The sequence below is a fragment of the Bradyrhizobium sp. MI1.4 genome, assembly GCF_055811315.1.
The window spans coordinates 118,816-145,372 of sequence record NZ_JBVVPP010000004.1 but is presented as its reverse complement, the minus strand read 5'-3'; the positions used below and the strand labels follow the sequence as shown (position 1 = coordinate 145,372).

Annotated in this window: 30 protein-coding genes; 8 read left to right on the top strand and 22 right to left on the bottom strand. The window is 63.8% G+C overall.

Going from position 1 to position 26,557, the window contains the following annotated elements; genetic code table 11:
• Positions 1-335: 335 nt before the first annotated feature.
• The 4 genes from AC0L23_RS06660 to AC0L23_RS06645 all read right to left on the bottom strand — a co-directional run bounded on the left by AC0L23_RS06660 (position 336) and on the right by AC0L23_RS06645 (position 3,899).
• Positions 336-758, bottom strand: a complete 423-nt coding sequence (locus tag AC0L23_RS06660) for a hypothetical protein (protein WP_018459285.1) — start codon at positions 756-758, stop codon at positions 336-338.
• A gap of 12 nt (positions 759-770) precedes the next feature.
• On the bottom strand, positions 771-992 hold the full coding sequence (locus tag AC0L23_RS06655; protein ID WP_085352772.1) for a hypothetical protein: 222 nt from the start codon (positions 990-992) through the stop codon (positions 771-773).
• 196 nt (positions 993-1,188) lie between these two features.
• Complete coding sequence (locus AC0L23_RS06650) at positions 1,189-2,007, bottom strand: lytic murein transglycosylase (RefSeq protein ID WP_085352771.1); 819 nt, start codon at positions 2,005-2,007, stop codon at positions 1,189-1,191.
• 38 nt (positions 2,008-2,045) lie between these two features.
• Positions 2,046-3,899: a flavin-containing monooxygenase gene (locus AC0L23_RS06645; RefSeq protein ID WP_085352770.1), complete on the bottom strand. Its 1,854-nt coding sequence runs from the start codon at positions 3,897-3,899 to the stop codon at positions 2,046-2,048.
• Between the two features lie 178 nt (positions 3,900-4,077).
• On the opposite strand from AC0L23_RS06645, the gene AC0L23_RS06640 reads away from it, so the two are divergent.
• Entirely contained in the window at positions 4,078-5,703 is a 1,626-nt protein-coding gene (locus AC0L23_RS06640; RefSeq protein ID WP_085353045.1) for a long-chain fatty acid--CoA ligase, read from the top strand.
• Positions 5,704-5,744: 41 nt separating this feature from the next.
• A complete protein-coding gene (locus tag AC0L23_RS06635; protein WP_085353044.1) occupies positions 5,745-6,956 on the top strand; it encodes an acyl-CoA dehydrogenase family protein in 1,212 nt (403 codons plus the stop codon).
• Between the two features lie 211 nt (positions 6,957-7,167).
• On the opposite strand, the gene AC0L23_RS06630 is transcribed toward AC0L23_RS06635, so the two are convergent.
• Both AC0L23_RS06630 and AC0L23_RS06625 read right to left on the bottom strand, forming a co-directional pair.
• Positions 7,168-8,076, bottom strand: a complete 909-nt coding sequence (locus AC0L23_RS06630; protein WP_085352769.1) for an amino acid ABC transporter substrate-binding protein — start codon at positions 8,074-8,076, stop codon at positions 7,168-7,170.
• Positions 8,077-8,254: 178 nt separating this feature from the next.
• The gene (locus tag AC0L23_RS06625; protein WP_018459291.1) at positions 8,255-8,674 is read right to left on the bottom strand and encodes a nuclear transport factor 2 family protein; all 420 of its coding nucleotides are present in this window, start codon (positions 8,672-8,674) and stop codon (positions 8,255-8,257) included.
• A gap of 143 nt (positions 8,675-8,817) precedes the next feature.
• On the opposite strand from AC0L23_RS06625, the gene AC0L23_RS06620 reads away from it, so the two are divergent.
• Together AC0L23_RS06620 and AC0L23_RS06615 are read left to right on the top strand one after the other, a co-directional pair.
• Positions 8,818-10,059 carry an amidohydrolase family protein gene (locus AC0L23_RS06620; protein WP_085352768.1) on the top strand — a complete coding sequence of 414 codons (1,242 nt, stop codon included), beginning with the start codon at positions 8,818-8,820 and terminating at the stop codon, positions 10,057-10,059.
• Between the two features lie 213 nt (positions 10,060-10,272).
• On the top strand, positions 10,273-10,584 hold the full coding sequence (locus AC0L23_RS06615) for a hypothetical protein (protein WP_085352767.1): 312 nt from the start codon (positions 10,273-10,275) through the stop codon (positions 10,582-10,584).
• 12 nt (positions 10,585-10,596) lie between these two features.
• On the opposite strand, the gene AC0L23_RS06610 is transcribed toward AC0L23_RS06615, so the two are convergent.
• From AC0L23_RS06610 to AC0L23_RS06580, 7 genes are read right to left on the bottom strand one after another with little or no spacing between them, the layout of a single operon-like run.
• Positions 10,597-11,520 carry an NAD(P)-dependent oxidoreductase gene (locus AC0L23_RS06610; RefSeq protein WP_085352766.1) on the bottom strand — a complete coding sequence of 308 codons (924 nt, stop codon included), beginning with the start codon at positions 11,518-11,520 and terminating at the stop codon, positions 10,597-10,599.
• Positions 11,520-12,389 carry an ABC transporter substrate-binding protein gene (locus AC0L23_RS06605; RefSeq protein WP_018459295.1) on the bottom strand — a complete coding sequence of 290 codons (870 nt, stop codon included), beginning with the start codon at positions 12,387-12,389 and terminating at the stop codon, positions 11,520-11,522. Before AC0L23_RS06605 ends, AC0L23_RS06610 begins: the two co-directional genes overlap by 1 nt.
• Before the next feature lie 21 nt (positions 12,390-12,410).
• Positions 12,411-13,094, bottom strand: coding sequence for a 4-carboxy-4-hydroxy-2-oxoadipate aldolase/oxaloacetate decarboxylase (locus tag AC0L23_RS06600; protein ID WP_085352765.1), 684 nt, complete (start codon positions 13,092-13,094; stop codon positions 12,411-12,413).
• Positions 13,091-13,804, bottom strand: coding sequence for a PIG-L deacetylase family protein (locus tag AC0L23_RS06595; protein ID WP_018459297.1), 714 nt, complete (start codon positions 13,802-13,804; stop codon positions 13,091-13,093). Before AC0L23_RS06595 ends, AC0L23_RS06600 begins: the two co-directional genes overlap by 4 nt.
• A 39-nt stretch (positions 13,805-13,843) precedes the next feature.
• Entirely contained in the window at positions 13,844-15,145 is a 1,302-nt protein-coding gene (gene dctA, locus AC0L23_RS06590) for a C4-dicarboxylate transporter DctA (protein WP_018459298.1), read from the bottom strand.
• On the bottom strand, positions 15,142-16,026 hold the full coding sequence (locus AC0L23_RS06585) for an amidohydrolase family protein (RefSeq protein WP_018459299.1): 885 nt from the start codon (positions 16,024-16,026) through the stop codon (positions 15,142-15,144). The genes dctA and AC0L23_RS06585 overlap by 4 nt, the downstream gene beginning before the upstream one ends.
• Positions 16,027-16,055: 29 nt before the next feature.
• Positions 16,056-16,763 carry a TetR/AcrR family transcriptional regulator gene (locus AC0L23_RS06580; protein WP_085385611.1) on the bottom strand — a complete coding sequence of 236 codons (708 nt, stop codon included), beginning with the start codon at positions 16,761-16,763 and terminating at the stop codon, positions 16,056-16,058.
• 105 nt (positions 16,764-16,868) lie between these two features.
• Here AC0L23_RS06580 and AC0L23_RS06575 point away from each other — a divergent pair, with 105 nt between their 5' ends.
• Complete coding sequence (locus AC0L23_RS06575) at positions 16,869-17,846, top strand: tripartite tricarboxylate transporter substrate binding protein (protein WP_085353040.1); 978 nt, start codon at positions 16,869-16,871, stop codon at positions 17,844-17,846.
• An 87-nt stretch (positions 17,847-17,933) separates the two neighbouring features.
• Here the strand turns inward: AC0L23_RS06575 and AC0L23_RS06570 are convergent, their stop codons facing one another.
• Positions 17,934-19,082, bottom strand: a complete 1,149-nt coding sequence (locus tag AC0L23_RS06570) for a mechanosensitive ion channel family protein (protein ID WP_018459302.1) — start codon at positions 19,080-19,082, stop codon at positions 17,934-17,936.
• A 125-nt stretch (positions 19,083-19,207) separates the two neighbouring features.
• Between AC0L23_RS06570 and AC0L23_RS06565 the strand changes: the two genes are divergently transcribed.
• A complete protein-coding gene (locus AC0L23_RS06565; RefSeq protein WP_026233776.1) occupies positions 19,208-20,458 on the top strand; it encodes a DUF763 domain-containing protein in 1,251 nt (416 codons plus the stop codon).
• 38 nt (positions 20,459-20,496) lie between these two features.
• Here AC0L23_RS06565 and AC0L23_RS06560 read toward each other — a convergent pair whose 3' ends face one another.
• From AC0L23_RS06560 to AC0L23_RS06525, 8 genes are all read right to left on the bottom strand, one after another.
• Complete coding sequence (locus tag AC0L23_RS06560; RefSeq protein ID WP_026233777.1) at positions 20,497-20,739, bottom strand: hypothetical protein; 243 nt, start codon at positions 20,737-20,739, stop codon at positions 20,497-20,499.
• Between the two features lie 34 nt (positions 20,740-20,773).
• Complete coding sequence (locus tag AC0L23_RS06555) at positions 20,774-21,037, bottom strand: hypothetical protein (RefSeq protein WP_018459305.1); 264 nt, start codon at positions 21,035-21,037, stop codon at positions 20,774-20,776.
• 15 nt (positions 21,038-21,052) lie between these two features.
• On the bottom strand, positions 21,053-21,280 hold the full coding sequence (locus tag AC0L23_RS06550) for a hypothetical protein (RefSeq protein WP_018459306.1): 228 nt from the start codon (positions 21,278-21,280) through the stop codon (positions 21,053-21,055).
• 3 nt (positions 21,281-21,283) lie between these two features.
• Positions 21,284-21,484, bottom strand: a complete 201-nt coding sequence (locus AC0L23_RS06545; protein ID WP_018459307.1) for a hypothetical protein — start codon at positions 21,482-21,484, stop codon at positions 21,284-21,286.
• 13 nt (positions 21,485-21,497) lie between these two features.
• The gene (locus AC0L23_RS06540) at positions 21,498-21,680 is read right to left on the bottom strand and encodes a hypothetical protein (protein ID WP_018459308.1); all 183 of its coding nucleotides are present in this window, start codon (positions 21,678-21,680) and stop codon (positions 21,498-21,500) included.
• A gap of 137 nt (positions 21,681-21,817) precedes the next feature.
• Positions 21,818-23,089, bottom strand: a complete 1,272-nt coding sequence (locus AC0L23_RS06535) for a cytochrome P450 (RefSeq protein WP_018459309.1) — start codon at positions 23,087-23,089, stop codon at positions 21,818-21,820.
• Positions 23,090-23,199: 110 nt separating this feature from the next.
• On the bottom strand, positions 23,200-23,526 hold the full coding sequence (locus AC0L23_RS06530; RefSeq protein WP_018459310.1) for a hypothetical protein: 327 nt from the start codon (positions 23,524-23,526) through the stop codon (positions 23,200-23,202).
• Positions 23,527-23,632: 106 nt separating this feature from the next.
• Complete coding sequence (locus AC0L23_RS06525) at positions 23,633-24,406, bottom strand: ferredoxin--NADP reductase (protein ID WP_018459311.1); 774 nt, start codon at positions 24,404-24,406, stop codon at positions 23,633-23,635.
• 156 nt (positions 24,407-24,562) lie between these two features.
• Here AC0L23_RS06525 and AC0L23_RS06520 point away from each other — a divergent pair, with 156 nt between their 5' ends.
• Entirely contained in the window at positions 24,563-25,759 is a 1,197-nt protein-coding gene (locus AC0L23_RS06520) for an amidohydrolase family protein (RefSeq protein ID WP_018459312.1), read from the top strand.
• A gap of 108 nt (positions 25,760-25,867) precedes the next feature.
• Positions 25,868-26,557 carry a hypothetical protein gene (locus tag AC0L23_RS06515; RefSeq protein WP_085352764.1) on the top strand — a complete coding sequence of 230 codons (690 nt, stop codon included), beginning with the start codon at positions 25,868-25,870 and terminating at the stop codon, positions 26,555-26,557.

Here is a 26,557-nt window from a genome sequence, read left to right as displayed (position 1 = left end):
CTAATGGGATTGAGCAAGAGCGGGATGTAGCGGCTCCGCAGCGCACAAACCAGCCCGGGGTTCCCCAAGAAACCCGTTTCCAGATGCGACGAAACACGCCTGAAACACATGGTCGGTTATCTCGTTGTCAAAAGCATACAGGGACGGCCACCATGCAATTCTTCCTCAACCTGATCTGGGATTATTCCTGCTGTCAGCACCTCGTCTCCCTGCCGCCGCAGGAGGACGAGTTACGATCGAGCTGATCTCAGCCTTGCTCGCGCTTTGCAGCGTCGGCGTTTTTGCAGCGCACGCGGTGGATGCCTATCGCTCCACCCATTACTGATAGCCACGCCCTAGAACGGCCGGCGGTAGAAGTGCTCCGAATGCGTCGCTGGCGGAAACCTGTTGGCGAGCGCGAGAGCTCCCCTTTCGTCGGTTTCGAGCGCGATCTTCTGTGCGAGCATCACGTCGCCGGGAACGAGAAAGCCTGACGGGACGAAGCACCACCCCATCGTCGCATTTCCGGCCTCGTCGATCTCATGGACGTTGGCGGCGGTGCCATAATGGATGCGATAGGTCTTGCCGGTATCGCCGCCGACGACATCGAAATACCGGTGCTGCTCGAATTGGGCGCGCTGCGCCGGTGACAGCCATTCGGCCAGGAGCCGGCGACCGCGAGCATCCGGCGTGTTCTCGCCGAAAAAGCGCCGATAGAGTTCGCGGAGCGCATGCAGACGCGCACGCGCCGGCCCACGGAGCCAAACTGCCGCGATCATGAGCAGCTCAGATCAACCGCCAACCAGGCGGGGATAGAACAGCGTTTCCTGCGCGGTCGAGTCAAACGATCGGATCCGGGTGACTTCGCCAGGTCCGGTTCGCAGCGCGGCGGTGAAGCCCGCTCCGGTCAGCTCCCGAAAGCGCCGCTCGGCTCGCGCCAGCGCTTCGGCATTGCCAGGATCAAACTCGTGGCGCGTGTCGCCAGTCTGGTCCATCACGATCTGGGTTGCCATGTTGAGTCTCCTCATGCCCAGCCCTGTTCGATCAAAGCAAACCTCGTGCCGTCGGTTCCAGTTGGCAACAACTTTCTCTTGCCGGCGCATCACGCCTTGCTGAGCAGGAGCGTTCTCAAGCGAAGTGGATGCCGGTTCGCATAAAGCAAACGCGCCAAAACCAAGAAGCTTGAGCCCCTTCGAAACGCGGCTCTGGTCAGCGCGAGGCGGCCGTACCTCCGCCCTCGTCGATCTGCCGTCCCATCAGGGCGATCGCTTTCTGATAAACGCCGGCGGCATTCCAGGCTTCGATGGCAGCGAAATTCGGCTCGCCCGGCTGGTAACCCGCTCCTGCACGCCAGCCATGGGCCTTGAGGAAATTCGCCGTCGAGTTCAGCGCATTGGCGGCAACTTCGAGATTGCCGGTGCCGTAGGCCAGGATGTTCTTGGGCATGAACTGGGTCTGACCGACTTCGCCGTGCATCGAGCCGCGGGTTGCCCCCGACAGCGTGCCGCGATCGATCAGCTTCAGCGCCGCATAGAGCTGCTCAGTGAAGAATTCGGGACGGCGGCAGTCATAGGCGAGCGTCGCGATCGAAGAGAGCATGTTCTGGTTGCCGCGCTGGCTGCCGAACCCGGTCTCCATGCCCCAGATCGCGATCAGCGGCCCCGGCGGGACGCCATAGCGCTGCTGGATCGAGGTGAACAAGGCGGCTTGCGACTGCTTGAGCTGGCGACCCTTGGCAACGATGGTGGTGGCGCCGCGCTTGGCGAGGAACTGGTCGAGCGTCAGCGAGAAGCTGCGCTGGCCACGGTCGGCCGCGATGGTGGCACTGGCGTAATTGGTCTGCATCAGCGCCGAGAGCGCAGTCTGGCCGACGCCCTTGCCCTGCGCCTCCGCGCTGAACTCGCGCTTCCAGGCCTCGAAGCCGGCCGACGAACTGCCGCATTGCGCGGCGTGGGCGGCGGGCGCCAGGCAGCCGAGCAGCGTCATCGCCCCAAAAACCGCCGCAGCTACAGTTCTGCCCCTGATCATGTCCGACGTCCTCTCCCTGGGTGATCCAATGCCCGAGCTTACCCGGACGAAGGCGCCGACTCCATGGCGTGATCATACGACAGTTCCAGTCCATCCAAATTGCCCTCCTGGCGCCACTTGTCCAGCAGCCGCAGGAATGCCACCGGCCCGCGCCAATACTGGCTGTTTCTCGCCGCGATCGGATCGAACACGCCTTCATTGTTGTAATAGCCGGGCGTGCATTCGGCGAGATAGGTCTGGCGGCCGAGCGCAGCTTTGACCACCTCCTCGACCCAGGCGTTCTCGGCATCGAGCGTCGGCTCCAGCGTCCGGGCTTTGCGCTTGCGCGCCTCGGCTATCACATAGGCGATGTGCTGCGACTGCTCGTCGATGATGTGCGGGAAGTTGGCGCTCTGGCCGGCCTGCACCATGACGATCAGGAAGCAATTCGGGAAGCCGCGACTGTAGAAGCCGTGCAGCGTCTTGACGCCATCGCGCCAGCGCGCCGACAGGCTCACGCCGTCACGGCCGTAGACCTCAAAGCCCATGCGGCGGGCGTAGTCGGTGCCGACCTCGAAGCCGCTGGCATAGATCAGGCAGTCGAGCTCATAAGCCCTGCCGTCGACCACGACCGCGTTCTCGGTGATGCGCTCGACGCCCTGTCCCCTGGTGTCGACGAGATGCACGTTGGGACGATTGAAGGTGTCGAGATATTCGTCGTGGAAACACGGCCGTTTGCAGAATGCCTTGTACCAGGGTTTCAACGCCGAAGCCGTCGCCTCATCCTTGACGATCGCATCGACGCGCGCTCGGATCTCTTCCATCTTGCGATAATCGGCCTGCTCGATGACCTTGAGCGCCTCCTCGATCGAAGTCACCGGCTGCGGCTGGCGGCGCGGCGCCAGCAGGATCTCGCCGAGCAGGCCGGTCCAGCCGTCCTGCACCAGATCCTGTTCGAATGGCTCGCCCGAGATCACGGCGGTGAAATTGTCCATGCGTTCGCGCTGCCAGCCGGGCCTGAGCCCCTGCGCCCAGCTCTGATCCGTCGGGCCGTCGTCGCGCACGCCGATCGCCGACGGCGTACGCTGGAAGACGTAGAGCTCCTTGGCCGAGCGGCCGAGATGCGGCACACATTGCACGGCGGTGGCCCCGGTGCCGATGATACCGACGCGTTTGTCGCCAAGACCACTAAGACCACCTTCGGCCGTGCCGCCGGTGTAGGCGTAATCCCAGCGGCTGGTGTGGAAGCTGTGTCCCTTGAAGCTTTCGATACCGGGAATGCCCGGCAGCTTCGGACGGCTCAGCGGGCCGCCAGCAAGGATGACGAAGCGCGCGCGGATGCAATCACCGCGATCTGTCTCGACCAGCCAGCGTGCCTCCTGCTCCCGCCATTCCATGTGGGTGATGACGGTCTGAAACAGCGCGCGCTCATAGAGGCCGAAATGACGGCCGATGCGGCCCGAATGCTCGTAGATCTCGGGGGCTCGCGCATATTTGCGCACCGGCATGTAGCCGGTCTCTTCCAGCAACGGCAGGTAGATGTAGCTCTCGGTATCGCAGGCCGCGCCAGGGTAGCGATTCCAGTACCAGGTGCCGCCGAAATCGGCTGCCTTTTCCACGACCCGGAAATCATCGATGCCAGCTTCGCGCAGTCGCGCGCCGCACAGAAGGCCGCCGAAGCCGCCGCCCACGATCAGCACCTCGGTCTGTTCGCTGACGGCCTCGCGGGCAAATCCGGAATTGGCCCAGGGATCGTCGAGATAGCGCCCGAACTCGCCGGTCACTTCGACATATTGCGCCTTGCCTTCGGCGCGCAGGCGGCGATCGCGCTCGTCGCGATAGCGCGCACGGAGTGCGGCAATGTCGATTGTAGATTCGCCGGCTGCACCGGTCTTGTGTCTTTCCGCTGTCATCCGTTTCCTCCCCCGGCGGACACTGCTTCGCCGGCAGCTCGCATCACTTAGCCCTGAAAAAGTGACGCATGCAATCGCGTCTCTCGCTTTTTGCGTGAACGTCGCGTGGCGTTCCGCTAACCTCAAGCGCACATCACAAGCGTACGTCATGCAGCGACATGGCGGTCCGGAGGAGACGATGCAGGGATTGATGATGGATATGCCGCTCCTGATCAGCGGCCTGATCCAGTATGCCGCCGACTATCACGGCGAGGCTGAGGTCGTCGCTCGCGAGATCGAAGGCGACATCCATCGCTATACCTATGCCGACGCCCATCCGCGCATCAAGCGCATGGCGTTGGCGCTCGAGAGGCTCGGCATGATGTCCGGTGACCGCGTCGGCACGCTGGCCTGGAATACGCACCGGCATTTCGAGATGTTCTACGCCGCGCCGGGCATGGGATATGTGCTGCACACCATCAACCCGCGGCTGTTTCCCGAACAACTCGTCTACATCGTCAATCATGCCGAGGACCGGCTGCTGTTCATCGACCGTGCCACGCTGCCGATCGTGGAGGCGATCGCGCCGCAGCTCACATCGATCGAAGCCTATGTCGTGATGTGCTCGCGCGAGCGGATGCCGCAGACCAAGCTTGCCAACGTGCATTGCTACGAGGAGCTGCTGGAGAACGAGAACGACGCCGGCTTCGCCTGGCCGGAGTTCGACGAAAAATCGGCGTCCACCATCTGCTACACCTCCGGCACGACGGGCAATCCGAAGGGCGTGATCTATTCGCACCGCGCCGCGATCCTGCAGACCATGGTCTCCTGCAATTTCGACTTCCTGCCCGGGCACCTGGAAGGCGTGCGCGAGGTGATGATGCCGATGGCGCCGCTGTTCCACGGTAACGGCTGGAACATGCCGTTCACCGCGCCCTATACCGGCTCGAAGCTGGTGCTGCCCGGCCGCAATTACGAGCCCGACAAGCTTTATGAACTGCTCGAAGGCGAGAAGGTGACGCTGTCGGCGGGCGTACCGAGCTTCTGGCTGATCCTGCTCGACTGGCTCGGGCGCACCGGCAACAGGTTCTCGACACTTCGTGCAACATTGTCGTCGGGCTCGGCGCCGCCGCGCGCTATGGTCGAGAAGCTCAAGCGCGAATATGACATCGACTACGTCCAGGCCTGGGGCATGACTGAAGCCTTGGGCTGCTCGATGCCGGGCTTGCGGCCTGGCTCCGAGCATCTCGACGACAAGGAGAAGTTCGAGCGCCGCCAGGTGTCCGGCCGCGCCTGTTTCGGCACCGCCTTGCGCATCGTCGACGACGGCGGCAACGAGCTGCCGCGTGACGGCAAGAGCGTCGGCCATCTGCGCGCGCGGGGACCGTGGGTTGCGTCCGGCTACATGAAACTCGACGAAGGCCTCGACCGCGACGGCTGGCTGATCACCGGCGACATGGCCGTAATCGACCCCCAGGGCCACGTCACGCTGACCGACCGCTCCAAGGACGTGATCAAGTCCGGCGGCGAATGGATCTCCTCGATCCAACTCGAGGACGTGGCCTTGTCTCACCCCGATGTGCTGCAAGCCGCCGTGGTCGCGATCAACCATGAGAAATGGCAGGAGCGGCCGCTGCTCCTCGTCGTCCGCAAAAAGGGCGCGACCGTCGACGGCAAGACGTTGCTCGACCACATGCGTCCGAAGATCGCGAGCTGGTGGATGCCCGACGCCGTTGAGTTCATGGACGAGTTCCCGATGACCGGCACCGGCAAGGTGCTCAAATCAGCGTTGCGCGAGAAATTTAAAGGGTATCGCGTCGCCTGAGCCGATTGCGCCCGGCCTGTCCATCGACCAAGGAGACAAAGATGCTCTACCCGATGTCGCCCAAAGTCGTCGAGCTCAAGCGCAGGCTCGACAGTTTCATGGACCGGCACATCTATCCGAACGAGGAACGCTTTTATCGCGAGGCGGAGGAGCTGGGGCCTTGGAAGGTCTATCCGGTCGTCGAGGAGCTGAAGCCGCTGGCACGTGCCGAAGGCCTCTGGAATCTGTTCCTGCCGGACTCCAGCCACGGTGCCGGCTTGACCAATCTCGAATATGCCCCGCTCTGCGAGGTCATGGGCCGCTCGCATCTCGCACCCGAAGTCTTCAACTGTTCGGCGCCCGACACGGGCAACATGGAGGTGCTGGAGCGCTATGGCACGAAGGAGGACAAGGAGCGCTGGCTGAAGCCGCTCCTCGCAGGCGAAATCCGCTCCTGCTTCGCCATGACCGAGCCTGCCGTCGCCTCATCCGATGCGACCAACATCGAAAGCTCGATCGTTCGCGAGGGCGACCATTACGTCATCAACGGCCGCAAATGGTATACCACCAACGCGACCGACCCGCGCTGCAAGATCTGCATCTTCATGGGCAAGACCGATCCCGACAATGCGGACCGCCACAAGCAGCAATCCATGATCCTGGTGCCGATGGACACAGCGGGCGTCGAGGTCAAGCGTGCCCTGCCCGTGTTCGGCTTCTACGGCGTGCCCGACCGTGCCTCCGAGGTCGTCTTCACCAACGTGCGTGTCCCCAAGGAGAACATGCTGCTGGGCGAAGGCCGCGGTTTCGAGATCGCGCAGGGCCGCCTCGGCCCCGGCCGCATCCACCATTGCATGCGGCTGATCGGGCTTTCCGAACGCACGCTGGAGAAGATGTGCCGGAGGGTGCGCAGCCGCGTCGCCTTTGGCAAGCCGGTTTCCGAGCAGACGGTGACGCAGGAGCGCATCGCAGAGGCCCGCATCATGATCGAGCAGGCCCGGCTGCTGACGCTCAACGCTGCATACGCGATGGACACCGTCGGCAACAAGGTGGCGACAGCGGAGATCGCGATGATCAAGGTCGCCGTGCCCAACATGGCCTGCCAGATCATCGACTGGGCGATCCAGGCCCACGGCGGCGGCGGCACGTCGAACGATTTCGGATTAACCCAGGCCTATGCGACCGCGCGCTTGCTGCGGCTTGCGGATGGGCCGGACGAGGTGCACAGGAACCAGATTGCGCGGTTCGAGCTGAAGAAATATTCGAATGCGTAGGACGAAGCATTCCGCTCGTGCGGCTCGCTCTCTTTCCTTCTCCCCTTGCGGGAGAAGGTGGCGCGAAGCGCCGGATGAGGGGTCTGCTTCCGCGGAGACAAACCCCTCACCCCAGTGAGTCTGCATCAACCAGCGGAGCTGCCCTCTCCCGCAAGGGGCGAGGGCACGCTGACACGCAGCCCGATTACAACCAGCGCCGTGGCGCCCTCACTCAATTCACCACGTACACATCGGGATCGAAGCTGGAGCTCGGCTTCTTGAAGGCGTTGCGCAAGGCGCCCGACATCGGGACGTTGTAGTTGAGGCCGTTCGGCGGAGTCGGCGATTCCAGCCACTTCTTGTAGAGGACCTCGATCTCCTGGCTGGCGTACAGCTCCGCAGTCGCGCGATCGGCGAGCGCCTTGAATGGAGCGTCCTCTCGCCGCAACATGATCCCGTAAGGCTCGGGCTTCGAGAACGTCTCCTCACTGATCATGAAGAGCTGTGGTTCCTTCGAGCGCGCGATCGCCACCGCGAGCTGCACGTCGTCGAGCGCGTAGGCCTGGGCGCGATCGGTTTCCAGCAGCAGGAAGGCTTCGGCCTGGTCCTTGGCCGGCATCACATTGATGCCCAGATTGCGCTCGGTGTTGACCTTGGCGAGCTGTGTCAGGTTGACCGAGCCGGCCACCGCCGTCACCGCTCTGCCCTTGAGATCGTCGATGGTGTTGATCTTTGCGGCTTTCTTGGCCGCAAATCGCGTTGCGCTGAGGAAGTGCGTGTTGGTGAAGGCGACCTGCTTCTGGCGATCGGCATTGTTGGTGGTCGCCGAGCAATGCAGGTCGAGCGTCCCGTTGACCATTAGCGGAATCCGGTTCGACGACGTCACGGCGAGGGTGTCGACGGCGATGTCGGGCATACCGAGCTGCTTCTTCACGGCATCCACGATCCTGAGGCAGATATCCATGGCAAAGCCGACCGGCTTCTGGTTGCCGTCGAGATAGCTGAACGGGACCGAGGCCTCCTGGTAGCCCAGCGTGATCTTCTTGGTCTCTTTGACCTTCTGAAGCGTACCCGACAGGTCTTCGGCGGAGGCGGCAGTTGCAAGGCATGTGAGGGCCAGGACAACGGTGGGTAAACGCATCGGGAACTCCTCGAGGAGGCTTGCGCCCCCATGCCGGGCGCAGCAATCGCACCGTTGATAGCGCAGGCGCGCGGCAGCCGCCACACGAGCTTGCATCTATCAGGTATCGCGGCTTGCGATATGGTGGACCGGCCTTTTGTCCCCCTGGAGTCGGGGCGCTCAAGCGCCAGGATGGCTGTTACGCGTCGATGCCGCGCTGGACCAGGATCCGCTCGGCGCTGTCGTTCCAGACGTCCATCTTGGTGATCTGGCCATTCCGCACCACGAAGCGGTCGACATAGCGGTTGCCCTCGAACGCGGACCCATCCATCCATTCGCCGTAGAGCGTGCCGACGCTATAGACCACGGTCTCGCCGTCGCCGGGGCAGACGTCGAAACGGTCCATCTTCTTCTTGACCCAGCGGTAGCGCTTGGCGTTGAAAGCGGTCGGGCCGCGCGGATGATCGAACTCGCGCCCACCGGTAAAGGTGATCACCGTGCCCGGCGCCATATAGGCAGCCGCGGCGTCCGGATCGGGGATCATCGACGCCGTGAGATAGGCTTCCACGATCTCGGCGTCGGACGACGGACCGGCTTCGGCTTTTGCGGCAGCGGACATGGCTCATTCTCCAGGGCTTGCGGAATACTAACGCCGCTCTCGGGGAATACGTGCATATATTTTGAACATTTCCGTCGCTACACTGCCGACAATCTGGAGCCGCCAAACGCGGCCGAATGCACTAAATTCCTTCCGCAAGAGCCATGACCGCCCAATCCGCCTTTGACCTTATCTTTCGCAACGCCTTGCTGCGTGGTGCCGCCGACCCGATGGACATCGGCGTCACGCGCGGCCGGATCACCGCCATCGAACCGACGCTCGCTTGCGAGGCCGCCGAAGTCGATGTCGGCGGACGCCTCGCCCTGCCCGGCTTCGTCGACAGCCACATCCATCTCGACAAGGCCTGCCTGCTCGGCCGCTGCGGGCATGATCACGGCAGCGTCTCCGAAGCGATCCGCGCCGTCTCCGAGATGAAGAAGGGTTTCTCGGTCGAGGACGTCTACGCGCGCGGCGCCCGGGTACTCGAACGTGCTATCGTCCACGGCACCACGCGCATGCGAACCCACGTCGAGATCGATCCCCGCATCGGATTGCGCGGCTTCGAGGCGGTGAAGGCGCTGAAGCGTGACTATGCCTGGGCGATCGACCTGTCGCTCTGTGTCTTTCCGCAGGAAGGCCTCACCAACGATCCCGGCAGCGAGGAGCTTCTGATCCAGGCGCTGCGCGATGGTGGGGAGGTGATCGGCGGCTGCCCCTACACGGACACCGACCCGAACGCCCATCTCGCACGCATCTTCGACCTCGCCGAGGCGTTCGACCTGGACGTCGATCTCCATCTCGATTTCGATCTCGATCCCTCCTGGTGGCACCTCGACGAGGTCTGCCGGCAGACCGAGCGGCGCAACTATGGGGGGCGCGTGGCAATCGGCCACGCCACGAAACTCTCCGTACTGCCACCGGAGCGGCTGAGGGCCGCCACCGCGCAGCTGGCCAAGGCTGGCGTTGCCGTCACCGTGCTGCCGGCAACCGATCTGTACCTGATGGGGCGCGAAGCGACCCACAACGCGCCACGCGGGCTGACGCTCGCCCACAAGCTCGCCGCCGACGGCGTGCTGTGCTCGATCGCGACCAACAACGTGCTCAATCCCTTCACGCCGTTCGGCGATGCCTCACTGCTGCGAATGGCGAATTTCTACGCCAACGTCGCGCATGCCTCGGTGAACGACTTCGATACCTGCCTTGATCTCGTGACCGAGCTGCCGGCGCGGCTGATGAACCTTGGGGATTACGGCATCAAGGTCGGAAACCCCGCCGATCTCATCGTGCTCGATACGCAAGACAGCCGCTTCGCCGTCGCCGAGCTGCCGGATGTCGTAATGGGCTTCAAGAGCGGCCGGCAGACTTTTGCGCGGCAACGGCCCACTGTGTTCCGCCCCGGCTCCTGAGCCGCTCTGGACGCATATCTGCATTGAAGCGGGGCGAATTGCCGCGTTATTTCCGTTAGATGTTACCGTCGATCGCTCTCATATTCCGAATCCGGTAGAATACCGGATAGTCGATCCGCGCTGATTGCCGATAGCTGAGCGTATTGCCAGTCCCGCGGTGCCGTTCAAAGCAGAACCTGCACTGAAGTCTGCATTCAACGGGGAAGCATCGACATGTTCAGCGCATTCAGCAGCATCGACCATCGCGCCATTCGAGCGAGAACGCCCGGCGATGCCGCTATAAAACGGCTCGACGGCATCGGGCATGTCCTGTCAAACCTCGATCTGGCGAGCATCCGGACCCAAGATGACTTGACGCGCATGCTCCTGACGCTCGACACCGCCGACAAGTGCATTCGGGTGATCCGCGCGGAATTCCGGACCCAAGTCGCGAACGATCGGCTGGCCCGCAAGTCCGAAGACCTGATGGCGTTGATCGAACACGTCCGCGACGAGTTCACGGGCTGTTGCACCGTAAAATCCTGAGCAAGAGCCGCCCTATTTCTCGCGATTGATCTTCGCCAGGATTCGGTCCGCCTCGATGCGCCAGTCAGCGTTGCGAGCGAACTCCTTGGTACCCTTCGTTCCGAACAGGCCCTCGTCGGCGAGGTCCGCCACCCAGGCCTGCCGCTCGGCGGTGCCCTGCGCGGACCACGGCGTCAGCCCCGCTTCACGCACGGTCTCGGCGACCTCGCGTACTTCCTCGGCGCGGCGGCGGCCATGCTCGATCACACGCTGGAAGCAATAAGCACCCTGCTTCTCCCAATCGATCGTGGGAAAGGTTTCCGCCAGTGAAGCCAGCACCGCATCCTCGACGCCATGGGCGCGCGCGGTGGTGAAGCTTTCGATGACCATGGCCTCCAGCCCCTTGATCATGATGCTGCGACACATCTTCACCGCCGATGAAACACCGAGCTTGTCGCTCGCAACCTTGGCCGCAAAACCCATCGCGTTCAAAAGCGGCTCCAGCTCCCTGGCCCCGGGACCGCCGAGCAGCAGCGGCACCTTGATGCGATAAGGCGGCACCGACGTCATAACCGCGCCCTCGACATAACGTCCGGCGGCGCCATCAATCAGCGCGGCAGCGCGCTGCTTGGCGGCGGGAGACGCCGAATTGAAATCCAGGAACCAGGTGCCCTGATTGATCGCGGCCGCGCAGGCCTTTGCCACCGGCACGGCCTGGCTCGCGGTGACCGCGGAGATGATGAAATCGGACTTGGCGGTCAGCTCGGCGTGCGAGGCTGCGAGCCCCACACCGACTTTTTCAGCATGCTCGTGCAGCGAACCACCCTGCTCGCCCGCGAGCTTGATGTCAAAGGCTGTGACCTTGATGTCCTGCTGGCGCAAATCCTCGGCCAGAATCCTGCCGACCTCGCCATAACCGACCAGCCCGACCTGCCATCGCTTGGGATCGCCCGCCATCAGTTCAGTCCTCGCGTTGTTGCGTCGAACAGGTCCTCAACCGCATAGCGGCGCGGGATCAGCGCCTGCTGGAACGCGTAGTCGACGATCAACTCCAGCGACCTTCTGTTCGCTTCGATTCCGAACGGAACCAGGTCCGGCGTTGCCGCAGGCCCCGCCTGCGCCTTATTTTGCTTGAGGAGATCATAAATGCCCGAAACTACGTCAGGACGCGATTTCGCTAGCTGCTCGGTCACGACCACGAGATGGTTGACCGGCACGACGCCGCGGCGCGCGTACCATATGGCGGCTTCCGCGGCCGGATCGGGGAACAGCGGCCTCAGCTTGGGATCGTTCGAGGCCTCACCAAGGACGACGTCGAGCTCGCCGTCGAGCAGCATCTGAAGTATCTTCTTGTGCTTCGGCGCGCGCTCGGTGGTGTCGACATATTCGGCGACATGCGGGTCTTCGAACGTGACCCAGCGGATCTTGTCGAGGTTGACGCCGTAGTCGTTGGCGAGGATGCCCCTGATCCAGGCGCCGGTCGTAGTCGTGAACGAACGGATGCCGACGCGCTTGCCTTCGAGATCGGACGGCCCGAGGGTTCCCTGCGCAGGACTATAGAGCGCGTAGGAATGCTGGAAGCGGCCGAGCATTGTGGCAGGCAGCAGCACCAAGGGCTTGCCTTGCGCCTTTGCCATCAGATAGGTGACGATCGCCATCTCGCAGACGTCGAACGCTTGCTCGCGCACCATCGGTTTGAACGCAGTGTTGGTCGGCGTGTATTCGATGAAGTCGAGGTCGAAGCGGTTGGAGCGGAGCTCGCCGCTCTTCACCGCCTGGACATGGGGGTGACTGCCGAGCACGGCCTTCAGCTTGAGACGATCCATCGGCCCACTCCGCTGATTGTTTTAGACGTCCTCGGGATTGTCGACATAGACGAGCCCGGCCTTCGCCAAGGCCTCGCGCATGCTGTACATGTCGAGGCCCAGCTCGCCCGAAGCCAGCCGCTTGCGTTTGCCGCCTTCGTCCGCGTTGCGCTTCCTCGCCTTCTCGGCGACCTCGGCCGCGTAGCGCTTCGGCACCGCCACGACGCCGTCGTCATCGGCCACGATGATGTCGCCGGGATCGACGTTGACGCCGGCGCAGACCACGGGGACATTGACCGAGCCGAGCGTCGCCTTCACCGTGCCCTTGGCCGAGACCGCGCGCGACCACACCGGAAAGTTCATCTCGTGCAGTGCCCTGATGTCGCGGCAGCCGGCATCGATGATCAATCCCTGCACGCCGCGCGCCTGCAGCGAGGTTGCGAGCAGCTCGCCGAACATGCCGTCGGTGTTGTCGGTGGTGCAGCCCACGACGAGGATGTCGCCCTTCGTGCACTGCTCGACCGCGACATGAATCATCCAGTTGTCGCCGGGCTGCGCCAGCACGGTGACGGCGGGGCCGGCGATCGCCGCGCCGGCCCAGACCGGCCGCAGATACGGCTTCATCAGTCCGAGCCGATCATAGGCCTCGTGCACGGTCGAGACGCCGTACTCCGCCATCCCAGCGGGATCGGCACGCTTGATGTTGCGAACGACGACCGGCTTCATGCCAGCTCCTCCGCAACCGTCGGAAACAGCCGCTGATAGGCCTCGCCATAGGTCATGGACACGCCGGTGTTGCGGCTGCCCTGGATGCCGCGGTTGAGCGCGACGCGCTCGTAATATCCCCACAGGTGCTTCTGCGCGGCGAGGATCTGGAACGCCTCGTACTTCTCCTTCCAGACCTCGTCGATCTTGAGGAGCAGGTCCGGCTTGTAGTTGCATTGCTCCGGCTGGTGCGGCTCGAACAAAAACACCGGCGGGGCCGAATATTTGTACTGCGCGCCGGGCTTGTGGCCCATCGCCTGCGCGACCACGCGGGTTTCCTGCGCGAAATGCGCCGCGTTCGGATGGTCGAAATTATAGGGATCCTCCAGCGCGTGCGTCAGCACGAAGCGCGGATTGAGCTCGCGGTAGATGTCGACCATGCGGTCGAAATGGGCCTCGGCGAGCTTCAGCGGATAGTCGCCGCAATCGAAGAACTCGATCTCGGCGCCGAGCAGCTTGGCCGCCCGCTCCGCCTCGTCCTTGCGGCCGGCCTTGACCGATTCCAGCGTCGCACCCTTCTCCTTCCAGGCGAACTGGCTCTCGCCGCGCTCGCCGAAAGACAAGCAGACGATCTTCATGCGGTAGCCCTTCTTCGCATGCAGCGCGATGGCGCCGCCGGCGCGCCAGACGAAATCGCCCGGATGGGCCGTGATCACGAGACCTGTTTTCATGGGACAAACTCCCCTCTATCGTTCGTCAACGTCATCGGTTCATCGAGTCGCGACAGCGGATTCCTCGCCGTCGAGCACGCGCCTCAGGCGGTCGGCATCGAGTGCGCCTTCCCATTTGGCAATCGCGATCGTCGCGACCGCGTTCCCGATCAGATTAGTTGGCGTCAGCCCCTGCGACATCAGGCGGTGGATGCCGAGCACGAGCGCCACGCTCGTCACCGGAATGCTGCCGGTGGCGGACAACGTTGCCGCCAGCACGACGAAGGCGGCGCCCGCGATTCCCGCCGCGCCCTTGGAGGTCACGAGCAGGATCAGAAGCAGCTCGATCTGCTCGGCGAGCCCAAACGGCGTGTTGGTCGCCTGTGCCAGGAACACCGAGGCGGCGGCAAGGTAGAGGCAGGTGCCGTCGAGATTGAAGGAATAGCCGGTCGGGATCACCAGCCCAACGACGCTGCGCTCGCAGCCGGCCTGCTCCAGCTTGGTTAGCATCCGCGGCAGCACCGTCTCGGACGATGTCGTGGCGATGCAGATCAAGAGCTCTTCCCAGATGTAGCGGATCAGCTTGAGCAGCGAGAAGCCACACAGACGCGCGACCGGGCCGAGCGCCACGATGATGAAGATCACGCAGGTGAGATAAAAGCCGCCGAGGAGCTTGCCCAGCGAGGCCAGCGAGCCGACGCCGAACTTGCCGACCGTGAAGGCGATGGCGCCGAAGGCGCCGATCGGCGCAGCCCACATCACGAATCCGACGATGGTGAATACCATCTTGGCGGCGATGTCGATGAGATGGACCAGCGGCGCGGCGCGCTCGCCGAGCTGCACCAGCGCAAATCCGCACAGTACGGCGATGAAGAGCACCTGGAGGATGTTGCCCTCGGCAAAGGCGCCGACGAACGTCGCGGGCACAATGTTTATCAGGAACGGCACAAAGCCGATCACGCCCGACTGCTTGACATAGGGCTCGATCGCGCTGGCATTGATGCTGGCGGGATCGATGTTCATGCCGACGCCGGGCTTGAGCAAGTTCACCGCAATGAGACCGATGATCAGCGCGATCGTGGTCATGATCTCGAAATAGACGATCGCCTTGACGGCGACGCGCCCGACACGGGCCATATCGGCCATATGCGCGATGCCATTGACGACCGTGCAGAAGATGATCGGCGCGATCAGCATCCGGATCGCCTTGATGAAGGCGTCGCCAAGCGGCTGCATCCTGGCGCCCCCCTCGGGATTGACGATCCCAAGCGCGATTCCGGCCGCCATGGCGATGAGCACCTGGATCCAGAGCTCCTTCCACCAGGCGCGGCCGCGCGGCTTGTCGATCGCTAGCGCCGTCATTGGCCGAACTCGAACAGCCGCGCTGGATTATCGACGAGGATCTTCTGTTGATACTCCGGCTCCGGCGCGAACAGCGGGATTAGGTCGACGAGATCGCCGTCGTTCGGCATCGCCTTGACATTGGGATGCGGCCAATCGGTGCCCCAGATGACGCGGTCGGGCGCCGTCTCGACAATTTTTCGCGCGAACGGCACGGCGTCGGTGAACGGCGGACCGGCCGATGACACCCGCTCCGAGCCGCAGATCTTGACCCAGCATTTCTCGTCGCGCTGCATCAGCTCGACCAGGATCTTGAACGGCAGCTGGTCGAGCCCTTCGGACGCCTTCACCCGTCCCATATGGTCGATGGTGTAGCTCAGCGGCAGCCTTATCAGCGTGTCGGCATGTTCAGGCAGGTCGATCGCATCGAAATGCAGATCAATATGCCAGCCGAGCGGTGCGACCAGCGCGACGATGCGGTCGAACACCTGCTTGTCCGGGACCCCGCCGAGATGGCGGACGAAATTGAAGCGGCAGCCGCGGAAGCCGCCCTCATGCAGCACGCGAAGCTCGCGCTCGGTGATGGTGTCGTCGATATTGGCAACCGCGCGATAGGCCCCGTTGCTCTGCGCGATGGCGTCAAGCGCCACCGTGTTGTCGGTGCCATGCACACTCGCATTGACGATGACGGCACGTCCAACGCCGAGCTTGGCATGCAGCGCGCGGAAATCCTCGAGCGGCGCATCCGGCGGCGTGTAGGAACGCTCCGGCGCGTAAGGGTATTTCGCGCCGGGCCCGAAGATGTGGCAATGCGCATCGCAAGACAGGTTCGGCAGTCTGAACTTCGGCGTGCGCGTGTCCGGATCGGGCGGCGGAATGGTCGGCGTGTACATCATTGCCATCAGATAAACCGCCGAACCAGATCGTGTCTTCAAGTCTTGCTGCTGACGACCGGCCGTCGCCGTGCTGGCGCCTGATCCAGCGCCGGCGCCTGGAACGCGGCCACGGTGGCTTGCACCAATTGCTCGATGGCACTTGCGGCATCGCTGCCGTCGGCCTCGCCGCGCGACAGGCGCGAGACGCGATCCGGCGTCACCAGCGAATAATAGAGTGCGCCAAGCAGGAAGTGGCTGCGCCAGACGATATCGGTGCGCGGAACGTGCGGCAGGCTTTCGTGAACAGCATCGATGAAGGCGTGGCTGGTGTCGTCAAAAGTCTGTGCGATGATCTTTCGCGCGACTTCATTGCCCTCCGCGGACATCACCGCGCGCAGCCGCGTGAACCGCGCCCCGCCCCCGGCAAGATCACTGCCCGAGGTGAAGGCCGGCACGACATAGGCCCGCACCACCGCTTCGAGCCGATCCTGGAGATCGCGCACGCGCTTGGCGGCCGCGAGCAGCTCGGAACGGCGCAAATTCATTGGCCCGCAATGGCGCCGGTAGATCTCCAGCAGCAGGCCGTCCTTGGTCTTGAAATGATAGGTGACGCTGCCGGGATTGGCGCCGGCGGCCTGTGCGATATCGCGCACCGACACGGCGTTGAAGCCGTTGGTGGCGAACAGCTCCTCGGCCGCGGCGAGGATCGCCTCGCGCATGTTCGGCTTGCGGGCCGTTTCCTTGCTGGCGGGGTTGCGGATCATGTGATTTGTACTATCGTACAAAAGATCAGGTCTCGTCAACAAAAACCATGGATGACACCCGGAAAGGCCGAGAGACCGCCGCTGGGTGCAAAGGAGTGCTGGGAAATGCTGGGTTTCAACAAGACCATCAGCGGTCTGATGGTGGGCGCCGGTCTGCTGCTCGCGGGGACCGCCGCACAGGCCGACAAATATCCGAGCAAGCCGGTCCACATCCTGGTGCCTTATGCGGCCGGCGGCGCCGTCGACGTGCTCGCGCGCACCTTGGCTCAGGCGCTGGCCGGGACTTGGGGCCAGCAGCCGGTGATCGACAATCGTCCCGGCGCCGGCGGAATCGTCGCGTCCCAAGCGCTGACGCAGGCCGCGCCCGACGGCTACACGCTGATCCTCGTCGCGAGCGGCCATCCACTCAACCAGTTCATCTATCCGAGGGTGCCCTACGACACGTTCAAGGATTTCACCGCGATCAGCGAAGTCGCCTCCTCCCCGCTCGCGATCGTCGTGGCCAAGGACAGCCCCTATAAGACGCTCAGTGATCTCCTCATCGCGGCGAAAAAGGAGCCGGATAAGCTCTCCTACGGCATGTCCGGCAACGGCACCTCGGCGCACCTCGCGGGTGAGCTGTTGAAATACATGTCCGGCACCAAGATCGTCGCGATCCCCTACAAGGGCGGCGCCCCCGCGCTGACCGCCGTGATCGCCGGCGACATTCCGCTCAGCATCAATCCACTTGCGGAAGCCATCAGCCAGATCGAAGGCGGCGCGGTGCGCGCGCTCGCGGTGACCTCGGCCGAACGCTCCAAGGCGCTGCCCAATGTTCCGACCGTCGCCGAGTCGGGCGTGCCGGGTTACGACGTCTCCGTCTGGTGGGGCGTTCTTGGTCCCGCAAAAATGCCGCCGGAGATCGTCACGAAGCTCGAAAGCGATCTGAAGGCGGCGCTGCAGGACCCAAACGTACTGTCGACGCTCGGCAAGATCGGCGCGGCCCCGGTCGGCTCATCGTCGAGGGATTTCGGCGCCTACATGCATGCCGAGGCGACCAAATGGGAGCCGGTGCTGAAGGCCGCCGACATCCGCGCGCAGTGAGGTGCTTCGCATGAGGACCAGCGCGCTGGACACGATCCAGCGCCAGGCAGGCTTGTGCGGCGCCACGAAGGCCGACGCGCAAGTAGGTCAATTGCGTGCGCTCGCCCGCATCTTCTCCGGCGGCGCGGGACGCCGCACGAAATCGGCGTCATCGTCGCCTCCTCCCGACGGGATCAGGATCGCGCGCTCGCGCGGCAGCGCTTCCGGCATCTCGTCCCGGATGAAGGCGATGAGCTTCTCCCTCATCTCGCAGCGCAGGTCCCAGGACTGCGGCGCGTTCCTGGCGCTGACGAGGGCGCGGAGCTCGATGGTGCGAGCATCCGCGTCAACGACCTGGAGATTGACCACCTCGCCGTCCCAGAGCTTGGACTCCTTCACTGCTTCTTCCAGCCAGCGCCGGATCCGCGGCACGTCGGCACGATAATCGACATGAAACGCAATCACGCCGATCAGGGACGCAGTGTCGCGGGTCCAGTTCTGGAATGGCTTTTCGATGAAATAAGACAGCGGCACCACCATGCGGCGCCAGTCCCACAGCCGGATCACCACATAGGTCGCGGCGATGTCCTCGACCCAGCCCCACTCGTTCTCGATGATGACGGCATCCTCGATGCGGATCGGCTGGGTGATTGCGATCTGCATGCCCGCGATCAAATTGCTCAGCAGCGGCCGGGCGGCAAGACCAACGATGATACCGGCGGCACCGGCGGAGGCGAACAGGCTGACGCCGTATTGCCTGACCGAGTCGAATGTCATCAGCGCGGTCGACACCGTGATGATGACGATGATGATATCGGTGACGCGCTTGAAGACGCGGACCTGGGTGACGTGCTTGCGCGCGACAAAATTCTCGGTGACGTCGCGAAAGTTCTGGAGATACCGTGCCGCGCTCATATCCACGATCCGGATCGAGATCCAGCCGATCAGCGCAATGAAGGCGACGACGAACAGGCGCGTCAGCGGCGTGCGGAAGGCGTCGTCCAGCGGCGCGAGCGGCAGCACCAACGCTACGGCGGCAAGACTGAGGGCCAGCTGAGTTGGGCCCGCGGTGCGGGCGATGAACACGCTCACGAGCGGGAGGCGGGTTCCGAAGGCGCGGTTGAACAGCCAAACCGAAAGGCGATAGATCGACAGGGCGATCAGGATCGCGCCCAAGACTAGAGTGAGGCCGACGAACCACGACGGGATCCACCCGAACATCCTGTCGATGTCGGCCAAAAGGGTCTGCCAATCCATTAATGTCCCCGCATTGCATCCGCGCTTGCGTTCAACGCGTTGCAGCGTCGTTCGCTCCCCCGCTCGGTGCAATGCAGCATCCCTCTGGTGCAATCATCGCCGAACTGCGCTATTTGTGGTCAATCATGACTCGACGGACCGGCAGCGCCGATCTTCCCCTTCACACCGGCCGGGTTCCACCCTGGCTGGCGACCCGCATGTCGTCGCTCGGCGCGATCGTCACACAGGCGATCGTGCATCACTACGGACGCGATGCATTCCTCCAGCGGCTCTCGCACCCGTTCTGGTTCCAGTCGTTCGGCGCCGTCATGGGGATGGATTGGCACTCCTCCGGCATCACGACGTCGGTGATTGGCGCGCTGAAGCGCGGGCTGGGACCGCTCCAGGACGAGCTCGGAATCTACGTCTGCGGCGGGCGTGGCCAGCACTCGCGCAAGACCCCGGACGAGCTGATGCAGCTCGGCGACCGAATCGGCTTCGACGGCGCAAAGCTCACGCGTGCGAGTCGCCTCGTGGCGAAGGTTGACAGCGCCGCGGTCCAGGACGGCTTTGACCTTTACCTGCACGGCTTCTTCGTCACCGCCGACGCCAAATGGACCGTGGTGCAGCAAGGCATGAACGGCGACAAGCGGCAGGCCCGCCGCTATCACTGGCATTCCGAGGCGCTGAAGAGTTTTGTCGACGCACCGCACAGCGCGATCGACGGGCCGCGGCAAGGCGAGATCGTCAACCTCACCGACCATCGCGCCGAGATCTCGCGCACCGCGCAGCTCGAGCTTCTGAGCGATCTCGGCCCGGATCGTATCCTTTCCGAATTCGAGCGGCTCACCGGAACTGCGCCCGCGCCCGCACAGGCGACGCTGCCGCACCTGATCATGCCCGGGCATCACGACGTGCGGCCGAAGGACGTGTTTGCACGCCGCCTGCACGGCACACTCGCTGCTGCGGCCGAGCGCGGCCCGGTCGACTTTCCGGAGCTGCTGCTGACTCCCGGCGTTGGCGCTCGCACCGTTCGTTCGCTGGCGATGGTCGCCGAAGTCGTGCACGGCGCGCCCTACCGCTTCAACGATCCCGCGCGCTTCTCGCTTGCCCACGGCGGCAAGGACCGGCATCCCTACCCTGTTCCACTCAAGGTCTATGACGAAACCATTCGCGTGCTGAAGGGGGCGATTCAGAACGCAAAGCTCGGGCGCGAGGAAGAGATGCAAGCCATCAAGCGCCTCGACGACCAGGCGCGGCGGCTGGAGCGCACCGCGCATGGGCCATCCGTCGAATCCTATATCGCCGGAGAGCGTGCGGCCTCGCCCGATCTCGACGGCCGTTCCGTGTTCGGCTGGGAGCGTGATCTCGGGTCGACAAAAAAGCAGACCGGCTGAAAGCCGGTCCGCGAGTTCAGCGGGAAGGAACGCCGCTCTCAGGTCTCGTCGGTGCCCGGCTCCTCGTCGAGCCGGTTGGCCGAGTGGTCCTGATATTGTTCGGTCTGGATCGCCTTGCCGTCCATGCCGCGAATGTCCGAGTGCTGCGCCTTGTCGCGGTTTGACAGCACCATGTTGTCGCCGATCTTCTCCTTGGGCACGTCCGTCATGGCGCCGCTGCCGTCGCCCTTGCCATGCATGCCCGATCTGAAATGCGTCTTGCTGCCACGACCACCTGGCATCTTTTTCTCCTCTTGCTTTGATCGCCCGTGCAGCTCAATGCTTCTGCTGTGCCGGCGTCGGTTTCGGCGGCTTGTGTCCGCTTTGGCCGGAATCATTGTGCTTGTTGTGATCGCTTTCCTGGTTGAGGCCGCCTCGGCTCACCGGGAATTCACTCTGTCGCGCCTCAGGTCGCGCCCGGTGAACGGCCGTATTCTCCGGATTGTGGCCGAGGGCGCGCTCAAGCTCTCGCGCGTCTGGAACATCCGGCTTGCGCTCGAGGATGCGAACCTGTTGCTCGTGGGTCTTCTTGCCTTGCATGCTCGTCCTCCGGAGCTATCGGCCTCTTCGGTGCGTGCCACTGCGTGCGATGTCCTTGTCGATGCCGCCAGCGGCGTTCACGTCGTTCTCGACGTCGCCTTCGATCGTGTTCTCGCCCAAGGCGTCCTCGAGGTCCTCAGGCGAGATACCGGCCATCGTTGCGCCCTTCGATCCGCCGATCATGGGGTTATTTTGCATATCCTTTTCCGTCGGTGCGTAGAGTTTGGGTTGCTTGTTGGTCATGCCTCACCTGCCTCCGCCTTTTCCGGCCTCGTCATGCCTGTGGTGTGAATCGTGCTCGCCACCTCCGCCGGAGACGCGGCTGTGGTTGCGCTGCGGGTCGTCCGCCGCGGGCTTCTTCACTTCGAGCGGTGCCTTCGCATTCTCATGCGATGCGCCTGGTCCGCCCTGACGGTTGCTGTTCGGTGTCTTGGTGGATGTCGACATGAGGGTCCGCTCCTCAGCGATCTTGCTGATAGCCTTGGTTGGTGGTGTTCTGCTTGATGTTGCCCTGCTGCCCTTGCTGGTCCGGATTTTGCGCACGCTGCTGGCCGCGCGGGGCAGTCGAGGACACTTGCTTGCTGTCGCCGGTTCCCTTCGGACTTTGATTCTCGGCGGGAACAGGTGGCATCTTGCCGGTCATGATGCTGTCTCCTGTTGTTGATCTGCGACATCGACCGGAGGAACTCGTCGCGGCTTTCGATGTCGCAAAAACAACTAGAGCAACGGCATGCCGTTCCTACCGACGAGTGCAGAGAAATTTTCCGCAAGGTGTAAGTCTCAGCAGGCCACTGGCTGGGAACGAACCAACATCGATCCAGCTGATGCTGTCGCCTGTGCTGCGTGGCCGTCGGGCACGACAGGGAGGTTCGCGATCGCTCGCATGCCCGGTCGCTTGCGCCAGTGGATCTGAGACACGTCCACAGCAAAGCCAAGCCGCGGCCATCGCACAAACAACGCTTCCAGGGCACACGCTGCCTCGATGCGCGCGAGTTGATGGCCGAGGCAGAAATGGATGCCCGTTCCGAAGGACATGTGACGGTTCGGCTTGCGCGCGGGATCGAGGCTCTCGGGGCGCTCATGCATCGCCGGGTCCATGTTCGCGGCGGCGAGCATCACCATGACGCGATCGCCCTTCTTGAGACGCACGCCCGCGAGCTCGATATCCCGCCTCACATAGCGGGGCTTGGAGAACTGCACCGGCGACACGAAGCGCAGGAATTCCTCCACCGCAAGCCCGACGCGGCTCCAGTCCTGTGCCAGCCAGTCGCGGACGCCGGGATTTCTGAGGAGCTCGTAGACAGAACCGCTGATGAGATGCGTCGTGGTCTCGGAGCCCGCCGCGAGCAGTAGGAACACCATCGACACCATTTCGTCCGGCGTGATCTGGCCGCCCTCGCGCTCGACCTGAACCAGCTCCGCGATCAGGCCTTCGCCGCCCCGCACGCGGGCAATCTGCAGCTGCCGTTCGAGGTAGGCTCGCATCTTGCGGAACGCGAACAGCATGCGGAAGAAGCTGGCGACGTTCGTAAGTGAGGACATCGTATTGGCCCAGGCGATGAAGCGGGGGCGATCGGCCAATGGCAATCCGAGCAGCTCGGAGATCACCGCGAGCGGCAGGATGCGCGCATAGCGCTGGACGAGATCGGCCGGGCTTCCTGCCAGGAACAGCTCGTCGGCGAGCCCGTCCGCGATGGCGCGGATGCGCGGCTCCATCGCGACGATCGCGCGGCGGCGGAAGGCCTCGTCAACAATGCTGCGCAGCCTTGTGTGGTCAGGCTCGTCCATTGTCAGCATGTTGTTGGCGATGGTTCTGACGTAGTTCGGCATCCACCAGCGTAAACCCGCGACGTCCCCATCCTCCTTGCGCAGCGTGAAATCGGTGCCGTCCTTCAGGACCTGCGCGGTGGCCTCATGGGTCGTGGTGATCCAAACATCGCCGACGAGAGGAAATCGCGCCGCGACCACAGGACCGGACATGCGCAACGTTGCGATCGCCTTGGGCAGATCGCGAAAGAAGGCCTCGCTGGTGAAATCGAGGCGTGGTGCCATGTGATCACCGAAGCGGTTGACGGGGTCTCACCAAGATGGTGCACGACGCCGCCCGCGCAAGGGAACCCGGAACCTCCGCTTCGGCTTCGGTGCAGGCGTGAGAGTCGAGTCTACCCCCGCCCCGGCGAACGCGGGCCGATCTTGCGCTGCTGCTGGTTGGTGTAGGCGTCCCAATTGCTCCAGCTGCCGTTGCTGAGGCTTCGCAGGTCGGTGGTGAGCGGACGGCGCGTGCGCTTGTCGTGATCGGCGATCACGCGCTCGGATTGCACGATCTTGCGCTTGAGTTCCCCGAGCGCCTTCTGGGTCTGGCCGTTCCGCTTCGAAGACGCGATCTCGCCCATCGTGAAGCGCGCGGTTTCGAGCGCCTTCAACTCGGCGCGGTTCTTCTTCAACTGAACCCGGTGCCAGGCGATATTGCTGTCGCTGTCCGCAACCATGTGGGAACTCCGCTGATTCGTTCCCACAGTGTATCGCGTGCCGAATCGACGCCGCAACGGGCGCGCGGCGGCGAAAATACGGTCTTCTTGCGCGGGGGTTCCGGGCTCAGCGCTCGGCGAAGGCCTTTTCGACCACGAATTGGGCCGGCTCGCCGTGATTGCCCTCGACAAGACCCCGCTCGCCGAGGAGCACGCGGGTATCCGCCACCAGCGCCGGGCTGCCGCAGATCATGACGCGATCGTGGGCCGCTTCCAGTGCCGGCAGGCCGATGTCGGAAAACAGCTTGCCCGACGTGATGAGATCGGTGATGCGCCCGCGATTGCGGAAGGGATCGCGCGTCACGGTCGGATAGTAGATCAGCTGGTTGCGGATGTACTCGCCGATCAGCTCGTCCTTGGGCAGCGTCTCGGTGATCATCTCGCCATAGGCGAGCTCCTTCACGTGTCGGCAACCGTGCAGCAGCACGACCTTCTCGAACCGCTCGTAGGTTTCGGGGTCCTTGATCACGCTCAGGAACGGCGCAAGACCCGTACCGGTGCCGATGAGGTAGAGGTTGCGGCCGTCCTCCAGATTGTCGATCACCAGCGTGCCGGTGGCCTTGCGGCTGACGATGATCTCGTCGCCTTCCTTTAGATGCTGGAGCCGTGAGGTGAGCGGGCCGTCCGCGACCTTGATCGAGAAGAACTCCAGCGTGTCCTCGTAATTGGCGCTGGCGACGCTGTAGGCCCGCAGCAGCGGCTTCTCGCCGACCTTGAGCCCGATCATGGTGAATTCGCCGTTGCGGAAGCGGAAGGTCGGGCTGCGGGTGGTCTTGAAGGAGAACAGCGTGTCGGTCCAGTGGTGGACGCTCAAAACGGCTTCCTGATTGAAATTGCTCATCTCACCCTTCCGTGGCGCGTCGTGGCGGTTTTCAAGGCGGCAGCTATGCGTCGTTTGTATACGATCATTTGTGTACTAATGAATAATCCGGCTTGATCCCGCGGTCAAGGCTGCCCAAGATCGGAAGCGTTGCAGTTAAGGACAAGGACCCATTCCATGGCGCATGACGCACCCCAGGCCACCGGACCCTCGAAGCTCGTGATCCGCAATATCGGCCTGATCCTGTCCGGCGCGCTGGAAAAGCCGATCCTGGACGGCGACACCATCGTCGCCGAGAACGGCAAGATCACCGCGATCGGCCGCTTCAAGGACCTCAACACCGAAGGCGCGACCACCATCGTCGAGGCCAACGGCACCACGGTGGCGCCCGGCCTGATCGACAGCCATGTCCATCCTGTTGCGGGCGACTGGACGCCGCGCCAGAACCAGATCGGCTGGATCGACAGCAATTTGCATGGCGGCGTCACCACGATGATTTCCGCCGGCGAGGTGCATATGCCCGGCCGCCCGCGCGACGTCGTGGGGTTGAAGGCGATGGCCATCTTCGCGCAGCGTGCATTCTGGAATCTGCGGCCTGGCGGCGTGAAGGTTCACGCCGGCGCGCCTGTGATCGAGTGCGAGATGGTGGAGGAGGACTTCAAGGAGTTGGCCGCAGCCGGCGTCAAGCTGCTCGGCGAAGTCGGCCTGGGCGGCGTCAAGGACGGCCCCACGGCGCGAAAAATGGTCGGCTGGGCTCGCAAATATGGCATCCAGAGCACGATCCACACCGGCGGTCCTTCGATCCCCGGCTCCGGATTGATCGACAAGGATGTGGTGCTTGAGGCAGACACCGACGTGGTTGGCCACATCAATGGCGGTCACACCGCGCTTCCCGACGACCAGATCCGCTGCATCTGCGAGGGCTGCAAGCGCGGCCTCGAGCTCGTTCACAATGGCAACGAGCGCTCGGCGCTGTTCACGTTGCGCATTGCGCGCGAGATGGGCGATCTGCACCGCGTCATCCTCGGCACCGATGCGCCGGCCGGCTCGGGCGTGCAGCCGCTCGGCATTCTCCGCATGGTGTCGATGCTGTCCTCGCTTGGCGACCTCCCGGCCGAGGTCGCGTTTTGCCTGGCCACCGGCAACACGGCGCGGATGCGCGAATTGGATTGCGGCCTGATCGAAGTGGGCCGCTCGGCCGATTTCGTCATCATGGACAAGGCGCAGCACTCGGCCGGCAAGAACATTTTGGACAGCGTCCAACTCGGCGACCTCCCCGGCATCGGCATGACCATCATTGACGGTATCGTGCGCACCCAGCGCAGCCGCAACACCCCGCCGGCCGGCAGGGTGCCCGAGGTGGTGGCGAAGTGACGCAGCCGGAGCGGCTCGCCGCTCCCGTGCTCCCTTGACAGCATTGAACAAGTCGTCGGCCTGCTGCGTCTAACGCAGGCAGTTCATTGCTGGAACGCCGAGGGAGACATGAAGAATTCGTCGCGGATTGCCGCCGGTGTAGCCGGTGCGGTCGGAGGTTATGTCGCGACCTTTGTGCTGTTTTCAGTGCTCGATCTGGGCAACCGGGCGGACCCGATCACGTCTGGCCTGTTGGCACTGTTCGTCTACTCACCCATCGGAGCGATCGCTGGCGTGGTGCTTGCCAGCTGGCTGGTGACGCGTTCCGGCACGGATGCAGGCAATAGCGGTCTCGCGCGCAACAGCCTGAAATCGCTTGGTGTCGTGGTCCTGCTTTGCGTGGCCGCCGCCGCCACCTACCTGGGCGTCGCGTACATGACGGCCACGCCCTGGCTCAACCGAAACGGCGCCACTCCTCTGCTCGTCTTCGAGGTTCGCCTTCCGGCCGGCGCAACAGTGCCGAAATCACCGCAAGATATCACCATCGAATTGCAGACGGACCTCAACACCATGCCGGGCGAATTGAACGCAGCTGGCTTCCATAGTGACGGCGATCAGCCCGTCATCGCAGGCGAAGTCGAACTGGCGTTCCGAACCTCGCACCGGCAACTCGCCGTCAACATCCAGGGACAGCCCAGCCGAATCTACCCGATCGGATTGACGGCCTCGGCTCCGCATACGCCGGAGTTCGGAACGTGGCGGCGGCTCGCCGATGGCAGCGAAATCCGCTATCGCGCAAAATGGCCGGGGAAGACGTAG